Annotated in this window: 9 protein-coding genes; 4 read left to right on the top strand and 5 right to left on the bottom strand. The window is 73.3% G+C overall.

What is annotated here, in order from left to right:
• The first annotated feature begins 13 nt into the window (after positions 1 to 13).
• Complete coding sequence (locus tag H181DRAFT_RS12330; RefSeq protein WP_045864457.1) at positions 14 to 1,204, top strand: cytochrome P450; 1,191 nt, start codon at positions 14 to 16, stop codon at positions 1,202 to 1,204.
• A gap of 81 nt (positions 1,205 to 1,285) precedes the next feature.
• On the opposite strand, the gene H181DRAFT_RS12325 is transcribed toward H181DRAFT_RS12330, so the two are convergent.
• Positions 1,286 to 1,951 (bottom strand): hypothetical protein, encoded by a 666-nt coding sequence (locus H181DRAFT_RS12325; protein ID WP_254666811.1) that lies wholly within the window; start codon positions 1,949 to 1,951, stop codon positions 1,286 to 1,288.
• Positions 1,952 to 2,234: 283 nt separating this feature from the next.
• Between H181DRAFT_RS12325 and H181DRAFT_RS12320 the strand changes: the two genes are divergently transcribed.
• Positions 2,235 to 2,588, top strand: a complete 354-nt coding sequence (locus H181DRAFT_RS12320; protein WP_052708561.1) for a hypothetical protein — start codon at positions 2,235 to 2,237, stop codon at positions 2,586 to 2,588.
• A 198-nt stretch (positions 2,589 to 2,786) separates the two neighbouring features.
• Here the strand turns inward: H181DRAFT_RS12320 and abc-f are convergent, their stop codons facing one another.
• The 4 genes from abc-f to H181DRAFT_RS12300 all read right to left on the bottom strand — a co-directional run bounded on the left by abc-f (position 2,787) and on the right by H181DRAFT_RS12300 (position 8,228).
• Positions 2,787 to 4,427, bottom strand: coding sequence for a ribosomal protection-like ABC-F family protein (abc-f, locus tag H181DRAFT_RS12315; RefSeq protein WP_045864455.1), 1,641 nt, complete (start codon positions 4,425 to 4,427; stop codon positions 2,787 to 2,789).
• A 248-nt stretch (positions 4,428 to 4,675) separates the two neighbouring features.
• Positions 4,676 to 6,007 (bottom strand): dihydrolipoamide acetyltransferase family protein, encoded by a 1,332-nt coding sequence (locus H181DRAFT_RS12310; protein ID WP_045864454.1) that lies wholly within the window; start codon positions 6,005 to 6,007, stop codon positions 4,676 to 4,678.
• On the bottom strand, positions 6,004 to 6,975 hold the full coding sequence (locus tag H181DRAFT_RS12305) for an alpha-ketoacid dehydrogenase subunit beta (RefSeq protein WP_045864724.1): 972 nt from the start codon (positions 6,973 to 6,975) through the stop codon (positions 6,004 to 6,006). Before H181DRAFT_RS12305 ends, H181DRAFT_RS12310 begins: the two co-directional genes overlap by 4 nt.
• A gap of 92 nt (positions 6,976 to 7,067) precedes the next feature.
• The gene (locus tag H181DRAFT_RS12300) at positions 7,068 to 8,228 is read right to left on the bottom strand and encodes a thiamine pyrophosphate-dependent enzyme (protein ID WP_045864453.1); all 1,161 of its coding nucleotides are present in this window, start codon (positions 8,226 to 8,228) and stop codon (positions 7,068 to 7,070) included.
• A 549-nt stretch (positions 8,229 to 8,777) separates the two neighbouring features.
• On the opposite strand from H181DRAFT_RS12300, the gene H181DRAFT_RS12295 reads away from it, so the two are divergent.
• Together H181DRAFT_RS12295 and H181DRAFT_RS12290 are read left to right on the top strand one after the other, a co-directional pair.
• A complete protein-coding gene (locus tag H181DRAFT_RS12295) occupies positions 8,778 to 13,478 on the top strand; it encodes a non-ribosomal peptide synthetase (protein WP_052708560.1) in 4,701 nt (1,566 codons plus the stop codon).
• A partial coding sequence (locus H181DRAFT_RS12290; protein ID WP_139131699.1) for a non-ribosomal peptide synthetase occupies positions 13,475 to 18,623 on the top strand: 5,149 nt, incomplete at its 3' end. The genes H181DRAFT_RS12295 and H181DRAFT_RS12290, both read left to right, overlap by 4 nt.

Here is an 18,623-nt window from a genome sequence, read left to right as displayed (position 1 = left end):
GACATGGAGAGACATGGCAGCCAGCGACACGCGTCACCAGTACCCCTTCGACCGTGCGGTCCCGACGGAGATCCCGCCGCTGTACGAGGAGCTCCGCGAGACCGAGCGCGTCGCCAGGATCACCATGGCGACCGGTGACCCGGGATACCTGGTCACCCGGTACGAGGACGTCCGATTCGTCCTCTCCGACTCCCGGTTCAGCGTCCGCCAGGACCTGCCGGGCGCGCCGCGCCTGACCGAGATGACCTTCGAGAGCGTGATGACGACGGACCCGCCCGTCCACACGCGGCTGCGGCGCCTGCTCTCCCGCAACTTCACCGCCCGCCGCGTCGAGCGGATGCGCCCGAGGCTTCAGGAGATCGTCGACGGCCTGCTCGACGAGATGGAGAAGCAGGGGCCGCCGGCCGAGATCGTCGAGTCGCTCGCGGCGCCGTTCCCCATCACCGTCATCTGCGAACTGCTCGGTGTCCCCATGGTCGACGTCGCCCGGTTCCGGGGCTGGGCCGACATCATGGTCTCGCTCACCGGCTACTCCATGGAGGAGTGGACGGCCGCCCGCGACTCCCTGGAGAACTACCTGGACGAGCTGGTCGTCGCCAAGCGCGAGAACCCCGGGGACGACCTGCTCAGCGCCCTGGTCCAGACGGCCGCCACCGACGAGGACCTGACCGAGCACGACGTGCGCTCGCTCTCGCTCATCCTGCTGCTCGCCGGGTACGAACCGGCCTCGAACCAGCTGGGCAGCAGCATCCTCACGCTGCTGCGCTTCCCCGACCGGCTCGAACAGCTGCGCCGCGACCCGGATCTGCTGCCGTCCGCGGTGGAGGAGCTGATGCGCTACGCCCCCGCGGGCGACGGCGCGCTGTTCCGGGTCACGCTCGACGACGTCACCATCGGCGGGACGCACATCCCCGCCAACAGCGCGGTCCTCGCGTCGACACAGGCCGCGAACTGGGACCCGCGCCGCTACGACGAGCCCGACGGCCTGATCCTGGACCGCCCCGACAACCAGCACACGGCGCTGGGCCACGGCATCCACTTCTGCCTCGGCGCGGCACTGGCCCGGGTCGAACTCCAGGTGGCCATCGGCTCGTTGCTGCGCCGCTTCCCCAAGCTCGACCTGGCGACCGACGTGGCGAACCTGCGCTGGTCGAGCCCGGGCTCGATGCTCAGCGGCTTCTCGGAGATCCCCGTGACGTGGTGACCCGGTGAACGCGCGGCCCGCGGTCACCCGAACCCCCGGCGGGGCGGCGCGCACGCGCCGCCCTGCCGGAGCCGTGCCCGGTCACCAGACGGGGCGGGCCTCGGACCAAAGGGCCGTCACATGGCCGGAGAACCTGTCGTACAGACCGTCCTCGCTGAGCCGTCGCAGGTGCAGCATGGGTGACTCGTGGCCGAGGAGCGAACTCAAGTGGGGCGTCACCAGCGCCTCGTTGTCGAAGCTGAAGACGGACAGTGCGATGTGCTTGTCCGAGTAACGGGCCTCCAGGCCCTCGCAGGGGCGCATCTTCTCCAGCGCGTCCAACGTGATGTTGATGCGCGTGCGCACCGTCAGAGGGACTGCCTCAACTTCTTCGCGCTGACGGGTGACTTCGCTGTCCGGGTCGCCGATCAGGAAGCGGACGCGAACGCCGGTTTCGCACTTCCGTCGCAGCCGCTCCGCCAAGGCGGGCTGCTCCTGCCAGATGAAGTAGTTCGTGTACCCGGCGAACGTGATCTCCCGCTCCGCCCGGTCGATCAGCGTGGACCAGACGGTCGACGGGCAGGCGTTCCGGTACGGGTACGCCGACACGATCTCCCGGTCCGCCCCTGTCTTGACGGTGGACCGCATGGCGCGTGGCCACAGCATGTCGCTACTGACTCCCAGGTAGACGCTGACCTTTTCCCGCACAACTGTATGAGGGCATCGCTCGGTGTCGGAAAGCCAGCGCTCCACGGTCTTGGTGGTCACGCCAGCCGCGTCTGCGACCTGATAGGGCTTCACACCGGCAGCGGTCATAGCATCTGAAAGGGCGCGATTCAAGGGGAACTCCAGGGACGTTTGGGCCACTTGAGACACTACGCCATGGTGGTCGAAGCGTCCCGTCCTTCGTCCCCACAGAGCCCTGGTGCTGCCGCGAAACTCTCCGTATGCACAACGTCACAACACGGAGGCTCCCTTGTCGGGGAGCGTCGCCCCGCGACCGCGACGAACGGCCCGGGATGTGGGCACCACCGCGAAGGAGCGATGCCACATGCAGGGCATGAACGTCACCGAGATGCGCAGAGCCCGGCTGCGCCGACTGCCCTGGAGCGAGCCGGACGGACGCGCCGCCTGCACGCCCGACGACTGCCCCGGCGGCCGGATCGCTCAGCTGGCAGACGAGGTGGAGGAGTCGCAGGTCAAGTCCGGACGCTTCATGGCCGCGGTTGCCCGGGACATGCTGGGGCTGCCCCGCGAGCCGGATCCCGGTGAGGCCATGTACGTGATCCGGCGCCTGACGGAGTCCCTGGAAGAAGTGCTGCTTGTGGCCGAGTCCCGGGGCGAGCGGCTGCCGGTGGGGGATGACGGGCCGGAGGAACCGGACGAGGACGGTGACGTGCCGTGAGCCTGCCGTACTCCATCGCGTACCCGCCGTGCCGGTGCCCGCGCTGCAAGGGAGCGGAAGAGGAGCAGGCCCAGACCCAGACTCATTCCCAGGAGCAGGCCCGGAAAGCCGAACGGGCCGTGCCCTGCCCGGAGTCGGAGCCGCCGGCGATCACAGGGTGACCGCCGCCCCGGCGCGGTTCGCCGGGGCGGCGCGCCCTCACGCCGGGGCGGAGCCCGCGGGCTCGGCGGCCCGCAGGACGCCGTCCCGTACCTCGACGGGGGAGGCGTCGAAGCGGTCACGCAGCCGCCGGTCGTGGGAGACGATGACGACGGCCCCCTCGAACAGGGCGAGCGCGTCCTCCAGTTCCTCCATCAGCGTCAGCGCGAGATGGTTCGTGGGCTCGTCGAGCAGCAGCAGGTCCGCGGGCTGCACGACGAGGCGTGCCAGCGCCAGCCGCCGCTGCTGACCCACCGACAGCCCGCCCACCGGCACGTGGAAGGAGTCCGCGGGGAACAGGCCGAGGGATGTCAGCTGCTCGCGGTGCTCGTCCAGCGTCCCCACCCGTCCCTCCGCGAAGGCGGCGAGCAGTGACTGCTCCGGCTTGCGGACCGTCACCTCCTGCGGCAGGTAGCTGATGCCTCCCTGGCGCAGCACCTCGCCCGAGTCGGGCTCGCACACCCCTGCCAGGACGTTCAGCAGCGTCGTCTTGCCCGCCCCGTTGGGTCCGTGGACGAGCAGCCTGCTCTGCTTGCCGACGCTGAGCGCGTCGACGCGCAGCCGGCCGTCGACCACCACGTCCTTCAGCGCCACCAGGGGGCCGTCGAACTGCTCACCGGTGCCCGAGAGGCCCGCCGCGAAGCGCAGCGGGTCGGGGGGACGGGGCACCGGGTCCTCCTCCAGGCGCCGCAGCCTCTCCAGGGCATTGCGCACGCGGCTGCCGACCTGGCGCTCGGCCCGCAGCCCGTGGTTGTGGAACTGCAGCTTGTTGGAGTGGAAGCGGTTGGCGTAGCCGACGCGGTGCGCGGTGGTCACGCTGCGCACCCGCTGGAACTCCATGTCGTCCAGCCAGGTCTGGTACGCCTCCTCCCAGCGCCTGCGGGCCGCCGCCTTCTCCTCCAGGAAGCCGGCGTAGCCGTTGCCGTAGCGGTTGACGGTGTGCCGGTCGCCGTCGACCTCGAGGATCACGTCGGTGACGCGCTCCAGGAACACGCGGTCGTGGGAGACGGCGACGACGGTGCCGCGGAAGCGCCGCAGCTTGTTCTCCAGCCAGCCCATGGCCCGGTCGTCGAGGTGGTTGGAGGGCTCGTCGAGCAGCAGCAGGCTCGGCTCGTCGGCGAGGATGCAGGCGAGGGCGAGGCGGCTCTGCTCGCCGCCGGACAGGGCGTTCAGCGGACGGTCGCGCGGGATGTGCCCGACGCCGAGCTCGTCGAGGGCTGCCGCGGCGCGGGCGTCGGCGGTGTAGCCGCCGCGGGCCTCGAAGCGGTTCACCAGCTCGTCGTACGCGTCGAGTTCGGCGGGTGCCGCGGTGGCCATGTCCGCCTCCATGGCGCGCAGCCGGCTCTCCATCTCGCGCAGGTCCGCCAGTGCCCAGTCGATGGCGTCGCTCACGGTGTAGTGCGCGGGAAGGTCGAGGGTCTGGCCGAGCAGCCCGACGCCGCCCTCGGTGTCGACGGTGACCGTGCCCTCGTCGGGGGCGTCGGCACCGGCCATCAGACGCAGCAGCGTCGTCTTGCCGGCGCCGTTCTCGCCCACGACGCCGACCGTCTCACCGGGCCGGATGCTCAACGAGACCTGGTCGAGGACGAGATGGTCGGCGAATCCCTTGGACACGCCGGAAAGAGTGAGCTGAGAAGGCATATGTGTGTGGATCTCCTCCGGGACACGGGGGTGCCCCACGGCCCATCGCCGGACGTCGTCCGGCACGGGGCGCGGTGTGCGCCTGCGCATGGGCGGATGGCTGGGGTTTCGTGGAATCCCGCCGCTCCGGTCAGAAGATCATGCCTTGGAGTGTACGTCCGCGGGCGCGGGCGGACAACGGCAATTCCCGTCCGGTGCGGCGCAGTTGCACGTCGACGCGGTGGCGGGGGGCGGCCGGGGAGGCGGCTTCACAGGTGGAGCAGCAGGGTGCCGGGCCGAGTGACGGCCTCCGCGACGCACGCGAGGAAGGCTGCCGCCGTGCCGCCGTCGCACACCCGGTGGTCGAAGGTCAGCGACAGCGGAGCGACACTGCGGGGCACCACGGCGTCGCCGGACACCCACGGCCTGCGGGCGATCCGGCCGACGCCCAGCATCGCGGTCTCGGGATGGTTGATCAGGGGGACGGCGCCGTCGGTGCCGAGGGGGCCGTGGTTGTTGAGCGTGAAGCATCCGCCGGTCGACTCGTGAGGGGTGAGGGTGCCGTCGCGCGCCGCGCCGACGAGCCTGCCGATCTCGGCCGTGAGCTGGGCCGTGGTGAGCCGCCCGGCGTCGTGGACGACGGGGACCACCACGCCGCGCTCCGTGTGGGTGGCGATGCCGAGGCCGAGGGAGGCGGGGGCCCGGACGCCCGTGGCCGTGCCGTCCGCGCCGTGCACCACGCGTGAGCACAGCTCCGGGTGGCGCTGGAGGGCCACCACGCACATCCGGGCGAGGAGAGCGAGCACCCCGGCACGCGGGCCGGGGCCCTCCCGGGATGCGCGGCTCAGGTCGAGGAGACCGGTGGCGTCGGCGTCCCGCCAGCACGTCGCGGCCGGGATCTCGCGGTGAGCGTCCGTCACCCTCCGGGCGGCGGCGCGGCGTGCTCCGTGCCAGACGGTCACGCCGTCCCCGGGCCCCGTTCCGGGCGGGCCGCTGCCGGTCGCGGCTGGTGTGCCGTTCCGGGCGGGCGGGGTGGCGCCCCGTGGGTGGACCGGTGCCGAGATCGCCCGCGTGACGTCGGAGCGTCCGACGAGTCCGGCGGGACCCGTGCCCCGCACCGTCCGCAGGTCGACGCCGTGCTCTCGCGCCATGCGGCGCACCAGCGGCGACACCACCGGGACCGGGCCGTCCAGCGTCCCCTGCCGCGGGGGAGCCGGCGCGGCGGCGCGTCCGCCGGCGGACGCGGCGGCGGGAACGGATGCGGGCCGGCGGACCGCGGGGGCGGCGTCCCGCGTCCCGTAGCCGACGAGGACCGGCTCCCCGGCGGGCATTCCGCCGCCCGGGTCCCGTCCGGCCGGCTCGGCGATGACGACCAGGACGGCTCCCACGGCGTGGGTCGACCCGGGAGCGCCGCGGCGTTCGAGGACCTCGCCGGCGTACGGGCTGGGGATCTCCACCTGCGCCTTGGCCGTCTCCACCTCGACCAGCGGCTGGTCGACGTCCACGCGGTCGCCCACCGCCACGAGCCAGCGGACGATCTCCGCCTCGGTGAGGCCCTCGCCCAGGTCGGGCAGCCGGAACTCCCGGCGCACGGCGCTCACCACTGCTCCCACTGCAGCCGGGACACCGCGTCGAGGACGCGGGCGACGCCCGGCAGATGGTGGTGTTCGAGCAGCGGCGGCGGATACGGGATGTCGAACCCGGTGGCCCGCAGCACCGGCGCCTCCAGGTGGTGGAAGCAGCGTTCGGTGATCCGGGCGGCGATCTCCGCGCCCGGCCCGGCGAACCCGGCCGCCTCGTGCACCACCACCGCACGCCCGGTCCGCCGCACGGAGGCGCACACCGTGTCGTCGTCGAAGGGCACCAGCGAACGCAGGTCCACCACCTCCAGGTCCCAGCCCTCCTCGCGGGCCGCCTCGGCGGCGTCGAGGCACACGGGAACCGACGGGCCGTAGCCGATCAGCGTCGCCGACCGTCCGGCGCGCCGTACCGCGGCCCGGCCGGCCGGTTCCACGGGTTCCGGTTCCCGCTCGTTCCACGGCTCCTTCGACCAGTACAGGCGCTTGGGCTCCAGGAAGACCACGGGGTCCTCGGAGGCGACGGCCGCACGCAGCAAGCCGTAGGCGTCGGCCACCGTGGCGGGCGTGAACACATGCAGCCCGGGGGTGGCCATGTAGTACGCCTCGGAGGAGTCGCTGTGGTGCTCGACGCCGCCGATGCCCCCGCCGTAGGGGATCCGGATCGTCAGCGGCAGCGCCATCGCCCCGCGCGTGCGGTTGCGCATCTTCGCGACGTGCGACACCAGTTGCTCGAAGGCCGGGTAGGCGAACGCGTCGAACTGCATCTCCACGACCGGCCGCAGCCCGTACATCGCCATACCCACGGCGGTGCCGAGGATGCCCGCCTCCGCGAGAGGGGTGTCGGTGCACCGCTCCGGGCCGAACTCCGCCGCCAGGCCGTCCGTCACGCGGAAGACGCCGCCGAGCGCGCCGACGTCCTCACCGAGCACGTGCACGGTGGCGTCGGCGTGCATGGCGTCCCGCAGCGCCCGGTTGAGCGCGCGGGACATGGCGACGGGCGGTAAGTCCCCGTCGCGCGCCCCGGGCCGGACGGGCGGGTGCGGCTCCGTCCCCGGCGGCGGGCCGCCCTCCTCGAGCATGGTCATCGCGGCGCCTCCTCGGGACCGCCGGACACGCGGGTCCCGGCGGTCGTCGCGGCCTGTTCGCGCAGCTGGCCGGTCGGACGGGCGTAGACGTGCTGGAAGAGCGCGTCGGGCGCCGGCCGGGGGCCGTCCGGCCCGTCCGGGCCGGCGGGCTCGCCGAAGGCGGCGCGCTGCTCGGCGGCGGTGCGTTCGGCGGCCTCCGCGGCGTCGCGCACGGTCGCCTCGTCGAGCAGCCCGGCCGCGCGGAGCTGGTTCTCCGCCAGCGGCACCGGATCGTGCTCGCGCCAGGCGGCGACCTCCGACTCGCTGCGGTAGCGCCGCGGGTCGTCGGCGTTGGTGTGCGGATCGATCCGGTACGTCACGGCCTCGACGAGGACGGGGCCCGCACCGGAGCGGGCGCGGTCGACGGCGTCGCCGAGGACCTCGTGCAGGGCGAACACGTCGTTGCCGTCGACGAGCCGCCCGGGGACGCCGTAGCCGACGGCCTTGTGGGCGAGGGAGGGTGCGGCGCTCTGCTGGGACAGCGGCACGGAGATCGCGAAACCGTTGTTCTGGACGAGGAAGACGACGGGCGCCCGCAGCACGCCCGCGAAGGTCAGCGCCTCGTGGAAGTCGCCCTCGCTGGTGGCGCCGTCCCCGGCGAGCGCCAGCGCGACGGCGCCGGAGCCGCGCAGCCGGGCGGCGTGGGCCAGGCCGACGGCGTGCGGGAGGTGCGTGGCCAGGGGCGTGCACAGGGGAGCGGTGCACCAGCGGCGCGGGTCGTAGCCGCTGTGTTCGGATCCCCGCAGCAACGCCAGGGTCTCCGCGGCGGGGACGCCCCGCAGGTGCACGGAGAGCGTGTCGCGGTAGGTGGGGAAGAGCCAGTCGGCCGGCCGCAGAACAGCTGCCGCCGCCACCTGGCAGGCCTCCTGCCCGGTCGAGGAGGGGTAGACGGCGAGACGGCCCTGGCGGGCGAGCGCCGTGGCCTGCTCGTTGAAGCGCCTGCCGCGCACGAGCGAGGCGTACAGCCCGCGGGCCAGGCCGCCTTCGACGCGCGCCGCCTCCGGGGTGCCCGCGCGGCGGACCGGCGCCGGGTCGGGCAGCAGCGGCCCGGGGTCGCGCAGCGGGCCGGTGGCGCCGGGCCGCCATACGGCGGCGGTGCCGGTGTCGGCTGCAGGCATTTCACGGCCTCCGGCAGCAATAGGGGCCGCTGCCGCGCGGCCGCCGGGAACGGGGACCGCTCATCGCCCGGAATTCTTCCGGGGCCGGGTATGCGTGACAATTCCCGGCATGTTTTCCGAAGCGTGTCACTGGAAAGGAAAACCCCGTCTCCCCGGTGGTGACGCGTATGTCAGCGGGCATTTTCATCACCCATCGTGTCCGGCCTCCTGTCGTGGTCGGCGGGGCTCGGTGAGGAGTATGCGTGAGCCCTGGCGGGCAGCCTGACCAGTCACGAAGGATCCGAATCCGCCGCTCCGGCACACCGGCAGCCCGCGGCCCGGACCCGGCCGGCCCGAATACCGCTCCGTCTTTCCGGAGACTAGCAGCCGGTTCCCCCGGCGGAAGGGGCCGAAAGAATCCGCCGCCGCCCCGCACTTCGGTGCGGCCATTCCGTCAGGTTTCCGTCAGCGAGGAATCAGCGCCCTTTGTAAGGATGCTGCCCTGCGGAATCCGGAACGGCGCGGGGGGACGGCATGCACCACCGGCCGGGCGCGAGTTGAGGAGACGAAGTGACGCGTACGGGACTGACGGACGTTCTTCCGCTGTCGCCGCTCCAGGACGGCCTGCTGTTCCACGCCCTCTACGACGAGCGGGCCGCCGACGTGTACGTCGTCCAGTTCGTCCTGGACCTGCGCGGCCCCCTGGACGCCGGGCGGCTGCGCTCCGCGGCCGAGGCGCTGCTGCGCCGCCACCCGAATCTGCGGGCCGGCTTCTGGCAGGACGGCATGAAGCGGGCCGTGCAGGTCATCCCGCGCAACGTCCGCCTGCCGTGGACCGAGCACGACCTGACAGCGACCCCCGCCGGCGAGCGTGAAGCCGCCCTGGAAGGCGTGCTGTCGGCCGACCGCGCCCGCCGCTTCGACCCGGCCCGCCCGCCGCTGACCCGGTGCGCGCTGGTCTCCTTCGGGGCCGAGGAGCACCGGCTGGTGCTCAGCCACCACCATCTGCTCATCGACGGCTGGTCGATGCCGCTGCTGCTCGCCGACCTGTTCGCGCTCTACGAGCACCACGGGGACGAGTCGGCGCTGCCCCCGCCGCCCTCGTTCCGCGACCACCTCGCCTGGCTCGCGGCCCGCGACACCGAGGCCGACGCCCGTGCCTGGCGCGCGGAGCTGGGCGACCTCGACCAGCCCACCACCGTGGCCCGCACCCCGGGGACCGGCGCGGGGCCGGAGGAGGCCGCGGACGCGCCCGCGCGTCAGGAGTGGATCGAACTCGACGAGAGAGCCACGGAAGCGCTCGCCGCTCAGGGCCGCCGCCACGGACTCACGCTCAACAGCCTCGTGCAGGGCGCCTGGGGCCTGCTGCTGGGGGCGCTGACGGGCAGGGACGACGTCACGTTCGGCGCCGTCGTCTCCGGACGTCCGCCCGAGGTCGACCGCTCCGCCGAGATGGTCGGCCTCTTCATCAACACGGTGCCCGTACGGGTGCGCATCCGTCCCGGAGACAGCCTCGCCGCGAACCTGCGCCGGCTGCAGGAGACCCAGGCCCGCCTGACGGGGCACCAGTACGTGGGTCTGCCCGCGATCCAGCGGGCCGTCAGGCAGCCCGAACTCTTCGACACCCTCCTCGTGTTCGAGAACTACCCGCTGGAGGCCGGAGCCCTCGCCCTGGAGTCCGCGGGCCTCCGCCTGCACGGCCTGGACGTGCGCGACGCCACCCACTACCCGCTCAGCCTCGTCGTGATCCCGGGGGAGCGGCTGCGCCTGCGGGTCGAGTACCACCCGGGCCGCTGCGCCCCCGAGATCGCCGCCGAACTGGCCCCGCGCGTCCGCCGGCTGCTGCACGCCATGGCCGCGGACCTGGAGGTGCCCGCCGCGCGGATCGGCCTGCTCTCCGACGAGGAGCGCGCGGCGGCCGTGCCGACGCCGCACGTCACGGAGCGGCCCTTCCCCCGCGAGCCGTTTCCCGTCCTGCTGGACCGGCAGGCCGCGCGTACCCCTGACGCCGTGGCGGTCGTCTTCGGGGAGGAGCGGCTGACCTACCGGGAACTGGCGTCCCGCTCCAACCGCCTGGCCAGGCTGCTCGTGCGGCGCGGCGCCGGACCCGAGGCGCTGGTCGCGCTCGCCCTGCCGCGCTCGGCCGAGCAGGTCGTCGCGTTCGTCGCGGTGCTGAAGTCCGGTGCCGCCTACACCCCCGTCGACACCTCCTACCCCGACGAGCGCATCGCGTTCCTGCTGGCGGACGCGGAGCCGGCGGCGGTCGTCACCACCGCGGACGAGGCCCGGCGGCTGCCGCCCGGCACCGACCCCGTCGTGCTGGACGACCCGAAGTGCCAGGCGGAGACGGCCGAGTTGGCGGACACCGGCCTCACCGACGCCGACCGCCTCCGCCCGCTCGGCGTCGAACACCCCGTCTACACGCTCTACACCTCCGGCTCCACCGGCCGCCCCAAGGGCGTGGTGATGCACGCCGAGCCGCTGCTCAACCTGATGGCCTGGTACGCCGCGGCGATACCGGGCCCGGCCGGCTCCGTGGTCTCCCAGTTCTCCACGCTCGCGTTCGACCCCGCGCCGCTGGAGATGCTGTGCGCCCTCACCCAGGGCCAGTCCGTCACCGTCGCGGACGACCTCGCCCGCCACGACCCCAGGGAGCTCCTGGCGTGGCTGGAGCGGGACGGCGCCCGACACCTCTACACCACCAACACCGTCCTCGACGCCCTCGCCGACGCCGCCGCCACCGACGGGCGCGACCTCCCGGAGCTCCTGCAGATCGTCCAGGCGGGGGAGTCGCTCACCCCCGGGGACGACGTCAAACGGCTCTTCCGGGGGCATCCGGAGCGCCGGCTGCACAACCTGTACGGGCCGACGGAGACCCACGTCGTCACCGCCGGCACCATGGGGCCCGACCCGGACGCATGGCCGCGTTCCGCCCCTATCGGCACGCCCGTGCCCAACACGCGCCTGTACGTGCTCGACGAGTGGCTGCGCCCGGTGCCGCCCGGTGTCGCGGGCGAGCTGTACGTTGGCGGTGTCATGCTCGCCCGCGGCTACCTGCGCCGGCCGGGCCTGACGGCCGCCCGCTTCGTCGCCTCCCCGTTCGGGCCGCCCGGCAGCCGCCTGTACTGCACGGGCGACCTGGTGCGGCTGCGCCCCGACGGGAGCCTCGACTTCCTCGGACGCGCCGACGACCAGGTGAAGATCGGCGGTCAACGGGTCGAGCCCGGTGAGACGGCAGCCGCCCTGGAGGCCCGTGCCGACGTCGCCCAGGCGTTCGTGCTGGCCCGGGAGGACACGCCGGGCGTGCGCCGGCTGGTCGCGTACGTCGTGCCCGAACCCGGCCACACCGTCGAACCCGCCGCGCTCCGCGACGAGTTGGGCCGCACGCTGCCCGGCCAGCAGGTGCCCGCGGCCTGCGTCGTCCTGGCCGAACTGCCGCGCAACGCCAACGGCAAGATCGACCGGCAGGCCCTGCCCGCCCCCGTCGTCGCCGGCGCGCGGGCCGGAAGCGCGCCGCGGGGCGACCGCGAGGCCCTGCTGGCCCGGCTCTTCGAGGAGGTCGTGGGCGCCACCGAAGTGGGCGTCGAGGACGACTTCTTCGCACTCGGCGGCGACAGCATCATGTCGATGCAGCTGGCCGGACGCGCACGCAAGGCGGGCCTGGTGGTCTCCCCGAGGGACGTCTTCGAGCAGCGCACCGTCGCCCGGCTCGCCGCCGTCGCCGTGCCGGTCGAGGACGAGTCCCGCAAGGGGAAAGCGGACGAACCCGGCACGGAGGCCGAAGGCCCCGTTCCCATGACGCCGATCATGCACTGGTTCAGGGAACTCGACGGCCCCGTCGACGGGTTCAGCCAGTCCGTGGTGCTGCGCGTCCCGGCGGAGCTGGACGGGAAGCGGCTCGCCTCGCTGCTGCAGAGCCTCATCGACCACCACGACGCCCTGCGCCTGCGCGTGACGGCGGGCCCGGACGGGGCCTGGTCCCCCGAGGTGCTGCCCGCCGGGTCCGTCACCGCTTCGGAGCGCATCCGCCGCGTCGACGTGCGCGGCCTCGGAACCGCCGCGCTGCGCGACGTCCTGGCACGCGAGAGCGCCGAGGCCGACCGGCTGCTGCGGCCCGCGCTCGGCGACATGGTGCGGGCCGTGTGGTTCGACGCCGGAGACGAGCCCGGCCGCCTCTTCCTGACGGTGCACCACTTCGCGGTGGACGGCGTCTCGTGGCGGGTCCTGATCGACGACCTGTCCGCCGCCTGGCCCGACGTGGCGGCCGGCCGCACCCCCGAACCGGAGCCGGTCGCCGTGCCGCTCCGGCAGTGGGCGCACCGGATGGAAGCCCTCGCGAAACGGCCCGGACAGCGCGACCAGCTCCCCTTCTGGCGCCACCTGGCCCGCCCCGAGGAGCCCCTTCCGTCGCTCGTCCCGCCGGACCCGGCCCGCGACACCGCGGGCACCGCACGCCTCCTCACCGTCGAACTGCCCGCCGAGACCACGCGGGCGCTGCTCACCTCGGTTCCGGCGGCGTTCCACGCGGGCGTGAACGACGTGATGCTCACGGCGCTCGCCGCCGCGGTGACCGAATGGCGCCGGTCCCGCGGGTCGTACGCCACCGACCTGCTCGTCGACGTCGAGGGGCACGGCCGCGACATCGAGGGCGAGGAGCTCGACCTCTCCCGCACCGTCGGCTGGCTCACCCGCCTCCATCCCGTACGCCTTGACATCGGCCGCGTCGACCACCGCGAACTCACCGCCGCGGGGCCCGCGCTGGGGCGCGCCGTCAAACGCGTCAAGGAGCAGCTGCGCGCCGTGCCGCAGCAGGGCCTCGGCCACGGCCTGCTGCGGTACCTCGACCCCGGAGCCGCACCTGAGCTGGCGCGGGGCGCCCGCGCCCAGCTGCTCTTCAACTACCTCGGACGCTTCCCGGAGCCCGCGGACACCGACTGGTCACCCGCACCCGAGGGCCAGGTCCTGGGCGGCAGCGTCGACCCGGCACTGCCGTTCGGCCGGTCGCTCACGCTCAACGCGTACACCCGCGACCTCGCCGACGGGCCGCGGCTCACGGCCCTGTGGTCCTGGCCGGGCGCGCTGTGGACCCACGAGGACATGGGGGAGCTGGCCGAGAGCTGGTTCGCGGTGCTGCGGGCCCTGGCGGCCCACACCGAGGCCGACGGCTCGGGCGGACGCACCCCCTCGGACCTGCCGATGGTGGAACTGAGCCAGACGGACATCGACCTGCTTGAGAGCGAACTGGGCGAGGAAGACGAGGCAACGCAGTGACCAGGTCCCGAATCGAAGACGTACTCCCGCTCTCCCCGCTCCAGGAGGGACTGCTCTTCCTCTCCCGGTACGACGACAGCGGCAGCGACGACGTCTACGTGGTGCAGTTCCGCTTCGACATCGACGGCCCCCTGGACGGCGAGCGCATGCGCGCCGCCGCCGAGGCGCTGCTGGTGCGCCACCCCAACCTGCGCGCCGGCTTCCGGCAGCAGCGCCGCGAGGGCCGCCCGGTGCAGGTCGTGCCCCGTACCGTGCGCCTGCCGTGGAACGAACTCGACCTGTCCGCGCTGCCCGAGGACGAGCGCGCCGCCGAACTCGAGCGCACCCTCGCCGCCGACCGCGTGCTCCGCTTCGACCCGGCGCGCCCGCCGCTCATGCGGTTCACCCTGATACGCCTCGGCCCGCGCACGCACCGCCTGGTCTTCACCCACCACCACCTGCTGCTCGACGGCTGGTCCATGGGCCTGCTCATCAAGGAGCTCTTCAGCCTCTACGAGCAGGCGGGCGACTCCGGTCAGCTGCCCGCCGTCCCCCCGTTCCGCAGCTACCTGACGTGGCTGGCCCGCCAGGACGAGGCAGCCGCACGGCAGGCGTGGAGCGAAGCCCTCTCCGGCGTCGAGGAGCCGACCCTCGTCGCGGAGGGGCAGCAGGGCCGCCCCACGGGAACGCCCGACGAACTCGTCACGGACCTGTCCGAGGAGCTGACGGCCGCCCTCGTCGCCCGCGGACGCGCCGCGGGCCTGACCCTCAACACCCTCGTCCAGGGCGCCTGGGGGCTGCTGATCGGCGGCCTCACCGGCCGCGACGACGTCACGTTCGGCGAGATCGTCTCCGGACGTCCCGCCGACCTCGCGGGCGCCGAGTCCATGATCGGCATGTTCGCCAACGCCCTCCCCGTGCGGCTGAGCGCCATGCCCGGCGAGACGCTGGCCACGGCCCTGCACCGGATGCAGGACCAGCACGGCGAGCTGATGCCCCACCAGCACCTCGGTCTGAGCACCATCCAGAGCCTCGTCGAACCAGCCGAACTGTTCGACACCATGGTGATCTTCGAGAACTATCCGCTGGACCCGGACACCCTCCAGATCGCCGCGGGCGGCATCCGGCTCACCGAGGTGAGCGAACACGCCGCGACGCACTACCCGCTGTGCCTGATGGTCCTGCCCGGAGCCCGCCTGCAACTGCGGCTGAGCTACCGCAGCGACCTGTACCGGCGCGACGAGATCGCCTCGCTGTCCGAGCGCCTCACCGGCCTCCTCGAACTCCTCGCCCACGACCTGGACCGCAAGGCCGCGACGGTCGACATGCTGCCCGCGGCGGAGCGCTACGAACTGCTCGTCGCACGCAACGACACCGAACGCCCCCTGCCCGGCTCCGCCCTGCCGCAGCTCTTCGCCGAGCAGGCCGCGAAGACGCCCGAGGCCGTCGCCGTGCGCGCCGGCGACGAGCAGCTGACCTACGCCGAACTCGACCGCCGCTCGACGGCGCTGGCGGCCCGGCTCGCCGTGCTCGGCGCGGCGCCGGAGCGCCACGTGGCGCTGCTCGCCGAACGCACCGCCGGCATGCCCGTGGCGCTGCTCGCCGTGCTCAAGACGGGCGCGGGCTACGTGCCGCTCGACCCGCGGCATCCCGCCGAGCGCATCGCCCAGGTCCTCGGCGACGTCCGCCCGGTCTGCGTCCTGAGCGACGGCATCCACGAGACGGCCCTGCCGGCCGGGCTCCCCGTCGTGAACCCCGGCGGCGACGGGGCCGAAGACGCCGCGGGCGCCTCGGAGTTCACGCCCCTCGTGCCCGACCCCGCCCAGACGGCCTACACCATCCACACCTCCGGCTCGACCGGACGCCCCAAGGGCGTGGCCGTACCGCACCTGGCGCTGGCCAACTTCCTCGCCGACATGCGCGAACGCGTGCCCATGGGGCCCGGGGACCGTCTCCTGGCCGTCACCACCGTCTCCTTCGACATCGCCGCGCTGGAGCTCTTCCTGCCCCTGATCACCGGCGCCACCGTCGTCCTCGCCGACCAGGACACCGTCCTGGACCCGGAGGCCCTCGCGGAGGCCGTCACCTCCTCGGGCGCCACCGTCATGCAGGCGACGCCGACGCTGTGGCGCACCCTCGTCCCCGGCCACGCCGGCGCCCTGCGGGGACTGCGCGTCCTCACCGGCGGCGAACCCCTGCCGGACGACCTCGCGGCCGACCTGACCGGCACCGCCGCCGAGGTCCTCAACCTCTACGGGCCCACCGAGACGACCATCTGGTCCACGGCTGCCCCGCTGCTCCCCGGCGACCCGGTCACCATCGGCACACCCATGGCGAATACGCGGGTGTATGTGCTGGATGGTGGTCTGCGTCCGGTGCCGGTGGGTGTGCGGGGTGATCTGTATGTGGGGGGTGCGGGTCTGGCGCGTGGTTATGCGGGTCGTGCGGGTTTGACGGGTGAGCGTTTTGTGGCTGATCCGTTCGGTGGTCCGGGGGAGCGGATGTATCGGACGGGGGATGTGGCTGCGTGGCGTGGTGACGGGGTGCTGGAGTTCGCGGGGCGTACGGACGGGCAGGTGAAGATCCGTGGTTTCCGGGTGGAGACCGCCGAGATCGAAGCCGCCCTGGCCCGCCATCCGGAACTCGCGGAGGCGACCGTCACGGTGCGCGAGGAGCGCCCCGGCGACAGGGAGCTCGTCGCCTACGTCGTCCCCGCCGACGGATCGGGGCCCTCCGCCCGCGACCTGCCCACCGAGACGGAACAGGTCCAGGAATGGCACGGCATCTACGAGGACCTCTACCGGGAGCGTAGCGAGGACCCCTACGCCGGCTGGAACAGCAGCTTCGACGGTGTGGCGATTCCGTTCGGGGAGATGGAGGAGTGGCGGGCGGGCGCGGTGGAGCGGATCGCGGCGCTGGGTCCGGGGCGGGTGCTGGAGCTCGGTGTGGGTAACGGGTTGTTGCTGCGTGAGCTGGCGGGGCGTTCGGAGTGTTATTGGGGTACGGACTTGTCGGCGGCGGCTGTCGAGGGGTTGCGTGAGGCGGTCAAGGGTCAACCGTGGGCTGATCGTGTGGAGTTGAGGGTGGGTTCGGCTCTGGAGACGGAGTCGTTGCCGGAGGGGTATTTCGACACGGTTGTTCTGAACTCGGTGGTGCAGTACTTCCCCGGTGCCCGGTACGCGGTGGAGGTGCTGCGCAACGCCGCGCGGCTGCTCGCCCCCGGTGGGCGCATCTTCGTCGGCGACGTACGCGACCTGCGCCACCACCGCGTCCTGCGCACCGCCGTCGAGCTGGAGCGCGCCTCCCGCGCCGGCGGCGCCGCCGACGCGGCGAGCGTCCGCGCCGCCGTCGAGCGCAGCATCCTGCAGGAGAAGGAACTCCTCTTCAGCCCGGCCTTCTTCACGGCGCTGCGGGACGACGTACCCGCCCTCGACGCCGTCGACATCCGCGTGAAGCGGGCCGTGCACCACAACGAACTCAGCCGTCACCGCTACGACGTCGTCCTGCACAGCGCGACGGAGCACACCCCGCGCGCCGCCGACGTGCCCGCCCTCGCCTGGGGCAGCGACGTCGACAGCACCGACGGCCTCGCCGGACTCCTGGAGGCGGGCACGGCGCTGCGCGTCACCGGTCTGCCCAACGCACGCCTCGCGGGCGAGACCGCCGCGGCGGACCTGCTCGCCGGCGGCGCGGATCCCGGTCAGGCCCACGCGGCGCTCTCGGCGACCGCCGGCGCGGGCGTCCCCGACCCCGCCGACCTCGCGGAACTCGCCGAACGCAGCGGCCACCACCTGGCCCTCGGCTGGTCCGCCACCGGTCCCGAGGCCGGTCTCGACGCCGTCTTCACCCCCCGCTCCACGGAACCGGCACCCGTCTTCGCCGACCTGTGCCCGGGGGCGCCGGACGGTACCTCCGGGACGCCGGTGCCGCGGCCGGCCGCCGCAGGGCTGACCAACGATCCCCTGAGCAGCGCCGGCGACCCGGCTCTGGCGCAGGAACTCCGCCCGTACCTGCGCGAACGCCTCCCCGAGTACATGGTGCCCGCCACGCTCACCGTCCTGGAGGAACTGCCGCGCACCGCGAACGGCAAGCTGGACCGCCGCTCGCTGCCGGACGCCGCGCCGCTGTCCGGGGCGGGCCGTGCCGCCCGCACGCCGCAGGAGGAGATCATGTGCTCCCTCTTCGCGGACGTACTCGGCCTCACCCAGGCGGGCCCCACCGACGACTTCTTCGACCTCGGCGGGCACTCGCTGCTCGGGACCCGGCTGGTCAACCGCATCCGCTCGACCCTCGGCGTCGACCTGCCCATCCGCCGGCTCTTCCAGCACCCCACCCCGGCAGGGCTCGCGGCGCTCCTCAGCGGAGCCGGCGAGGCGGAGCGCACGGCGCTGCGTCCGGCCGAACGTCCCGCGGAGATACCGCTGTCCTTCGCCCAGAGCAGGCTGTGGTTCATCAACCAGATGGAGGGGCCCAGCCCCACGTACCACATCCCCCTCGGCCTGCGGATCACCGGCGCCCTCGACCAGGACGCCCTGCGCGAGGCCGTGAACGACGTCGTCGCCCGGCACGAGAGCCTGCGCACCGTCTTCCCCGAGACCGACGGCCGCCCGTCGCAGCGCATCCTCGACCCCGCGCCGCCGTGCGCGCTCCGCGTCACCGACGTCGCCCCCGACGGCCTCGACGAGGCCATCGCCCAGTCCGTCCGCATCCCCTTCGATTTGGGGGTGGAGTTGCCGTTGCGTGCTGAGTTGTTCGTGTTGGGTGCGGAGCGGTTCGTGTTGTTGTTGACGTTGCATCACATTGCGGGTGATGGGTGGTCGTTGGGTCCGTTGGGGCGGGATCTGGCGGTGGCGTATGAGGCGCGGTGTTCGGGTGGTGTGCCGGGGTGGGGTGCGTTGCCTGTGCAGTATGCGGATTATGCGTTGTGGCAGCGGGAGTTGTTGGGGGAGGAGTCTGACGGCGGTAGTGAGATGGCGCGTCAGTTGGGTTTTTGGCGTGGGTGTCTTGCGGGGTTGCCGGATCAGTTGGAGATTCCGGCGGATCGTCCGCGTCCTGCGGTGTTCACGCATCGTGGGGGGAGTGTGGGTTTCCGGTTGGAGCCGGGGTTGCATCGTGGGTTGGTGGAGTTGGCGCGTGAGTCGTCGGCGACGTTGTTCATGGTGGTGC

Origin of the sequence: Streptomyces sp. WMMB 714 (genome assembly GCF_900090125.1) — a bacterium.
Classification (GTDB): domain Bacteria; phylum Actinomycetota; class Actinomycetes; order Streptomycetales; family Streptomycetaceae; genus Streptomyces; species Streptomyces daqingensis.
Note: the sequence above shows the minus strand (reverse complement) of the source record. Positions and strands in the feature narration are given on the sequence as shown.

Bases quoted from the DNA above. Each gene is read 5' to 3' on its own strand.
- H181DRAFT_RS12305 (WP_045864724.1), bottom strand. From the start codon at position 6,975: ATGTCCCGCGCGCTCAACCGGGCGCTGCGGGACGCCATGCACGCCGAC.
- H181DRAFT_RS12300 (WP_045864453.1), bottom strand. From the start codon at position 8,228: ATGCCTGCAGCCGACACCGGCACCGCCGCCGTATGGCGGCCCGGCGCC.
- H181DRAFT_RS12320 (WP_052708561.1), top strand. From the start codon at position 2,235: ATGCAGGGCATGAACGTCACCGAGATGCGCAGAGCCCGGCTGCGCCGA.
- abc-f (WP_045864455.1), bottom strand. From the start codon at position 4,427: ATGCCTTCTCAGCTCACTCTTTCCGGCGTGTCCAAGGGATTCGCCGAC.
- H181DRAFT_RS12330 (WP_045864457.1), top strand. From the start codon at position 14: ATGGCAGCCAGCGACACGCGTCACCAGTACCCCTTCGACCGTGCGGTC.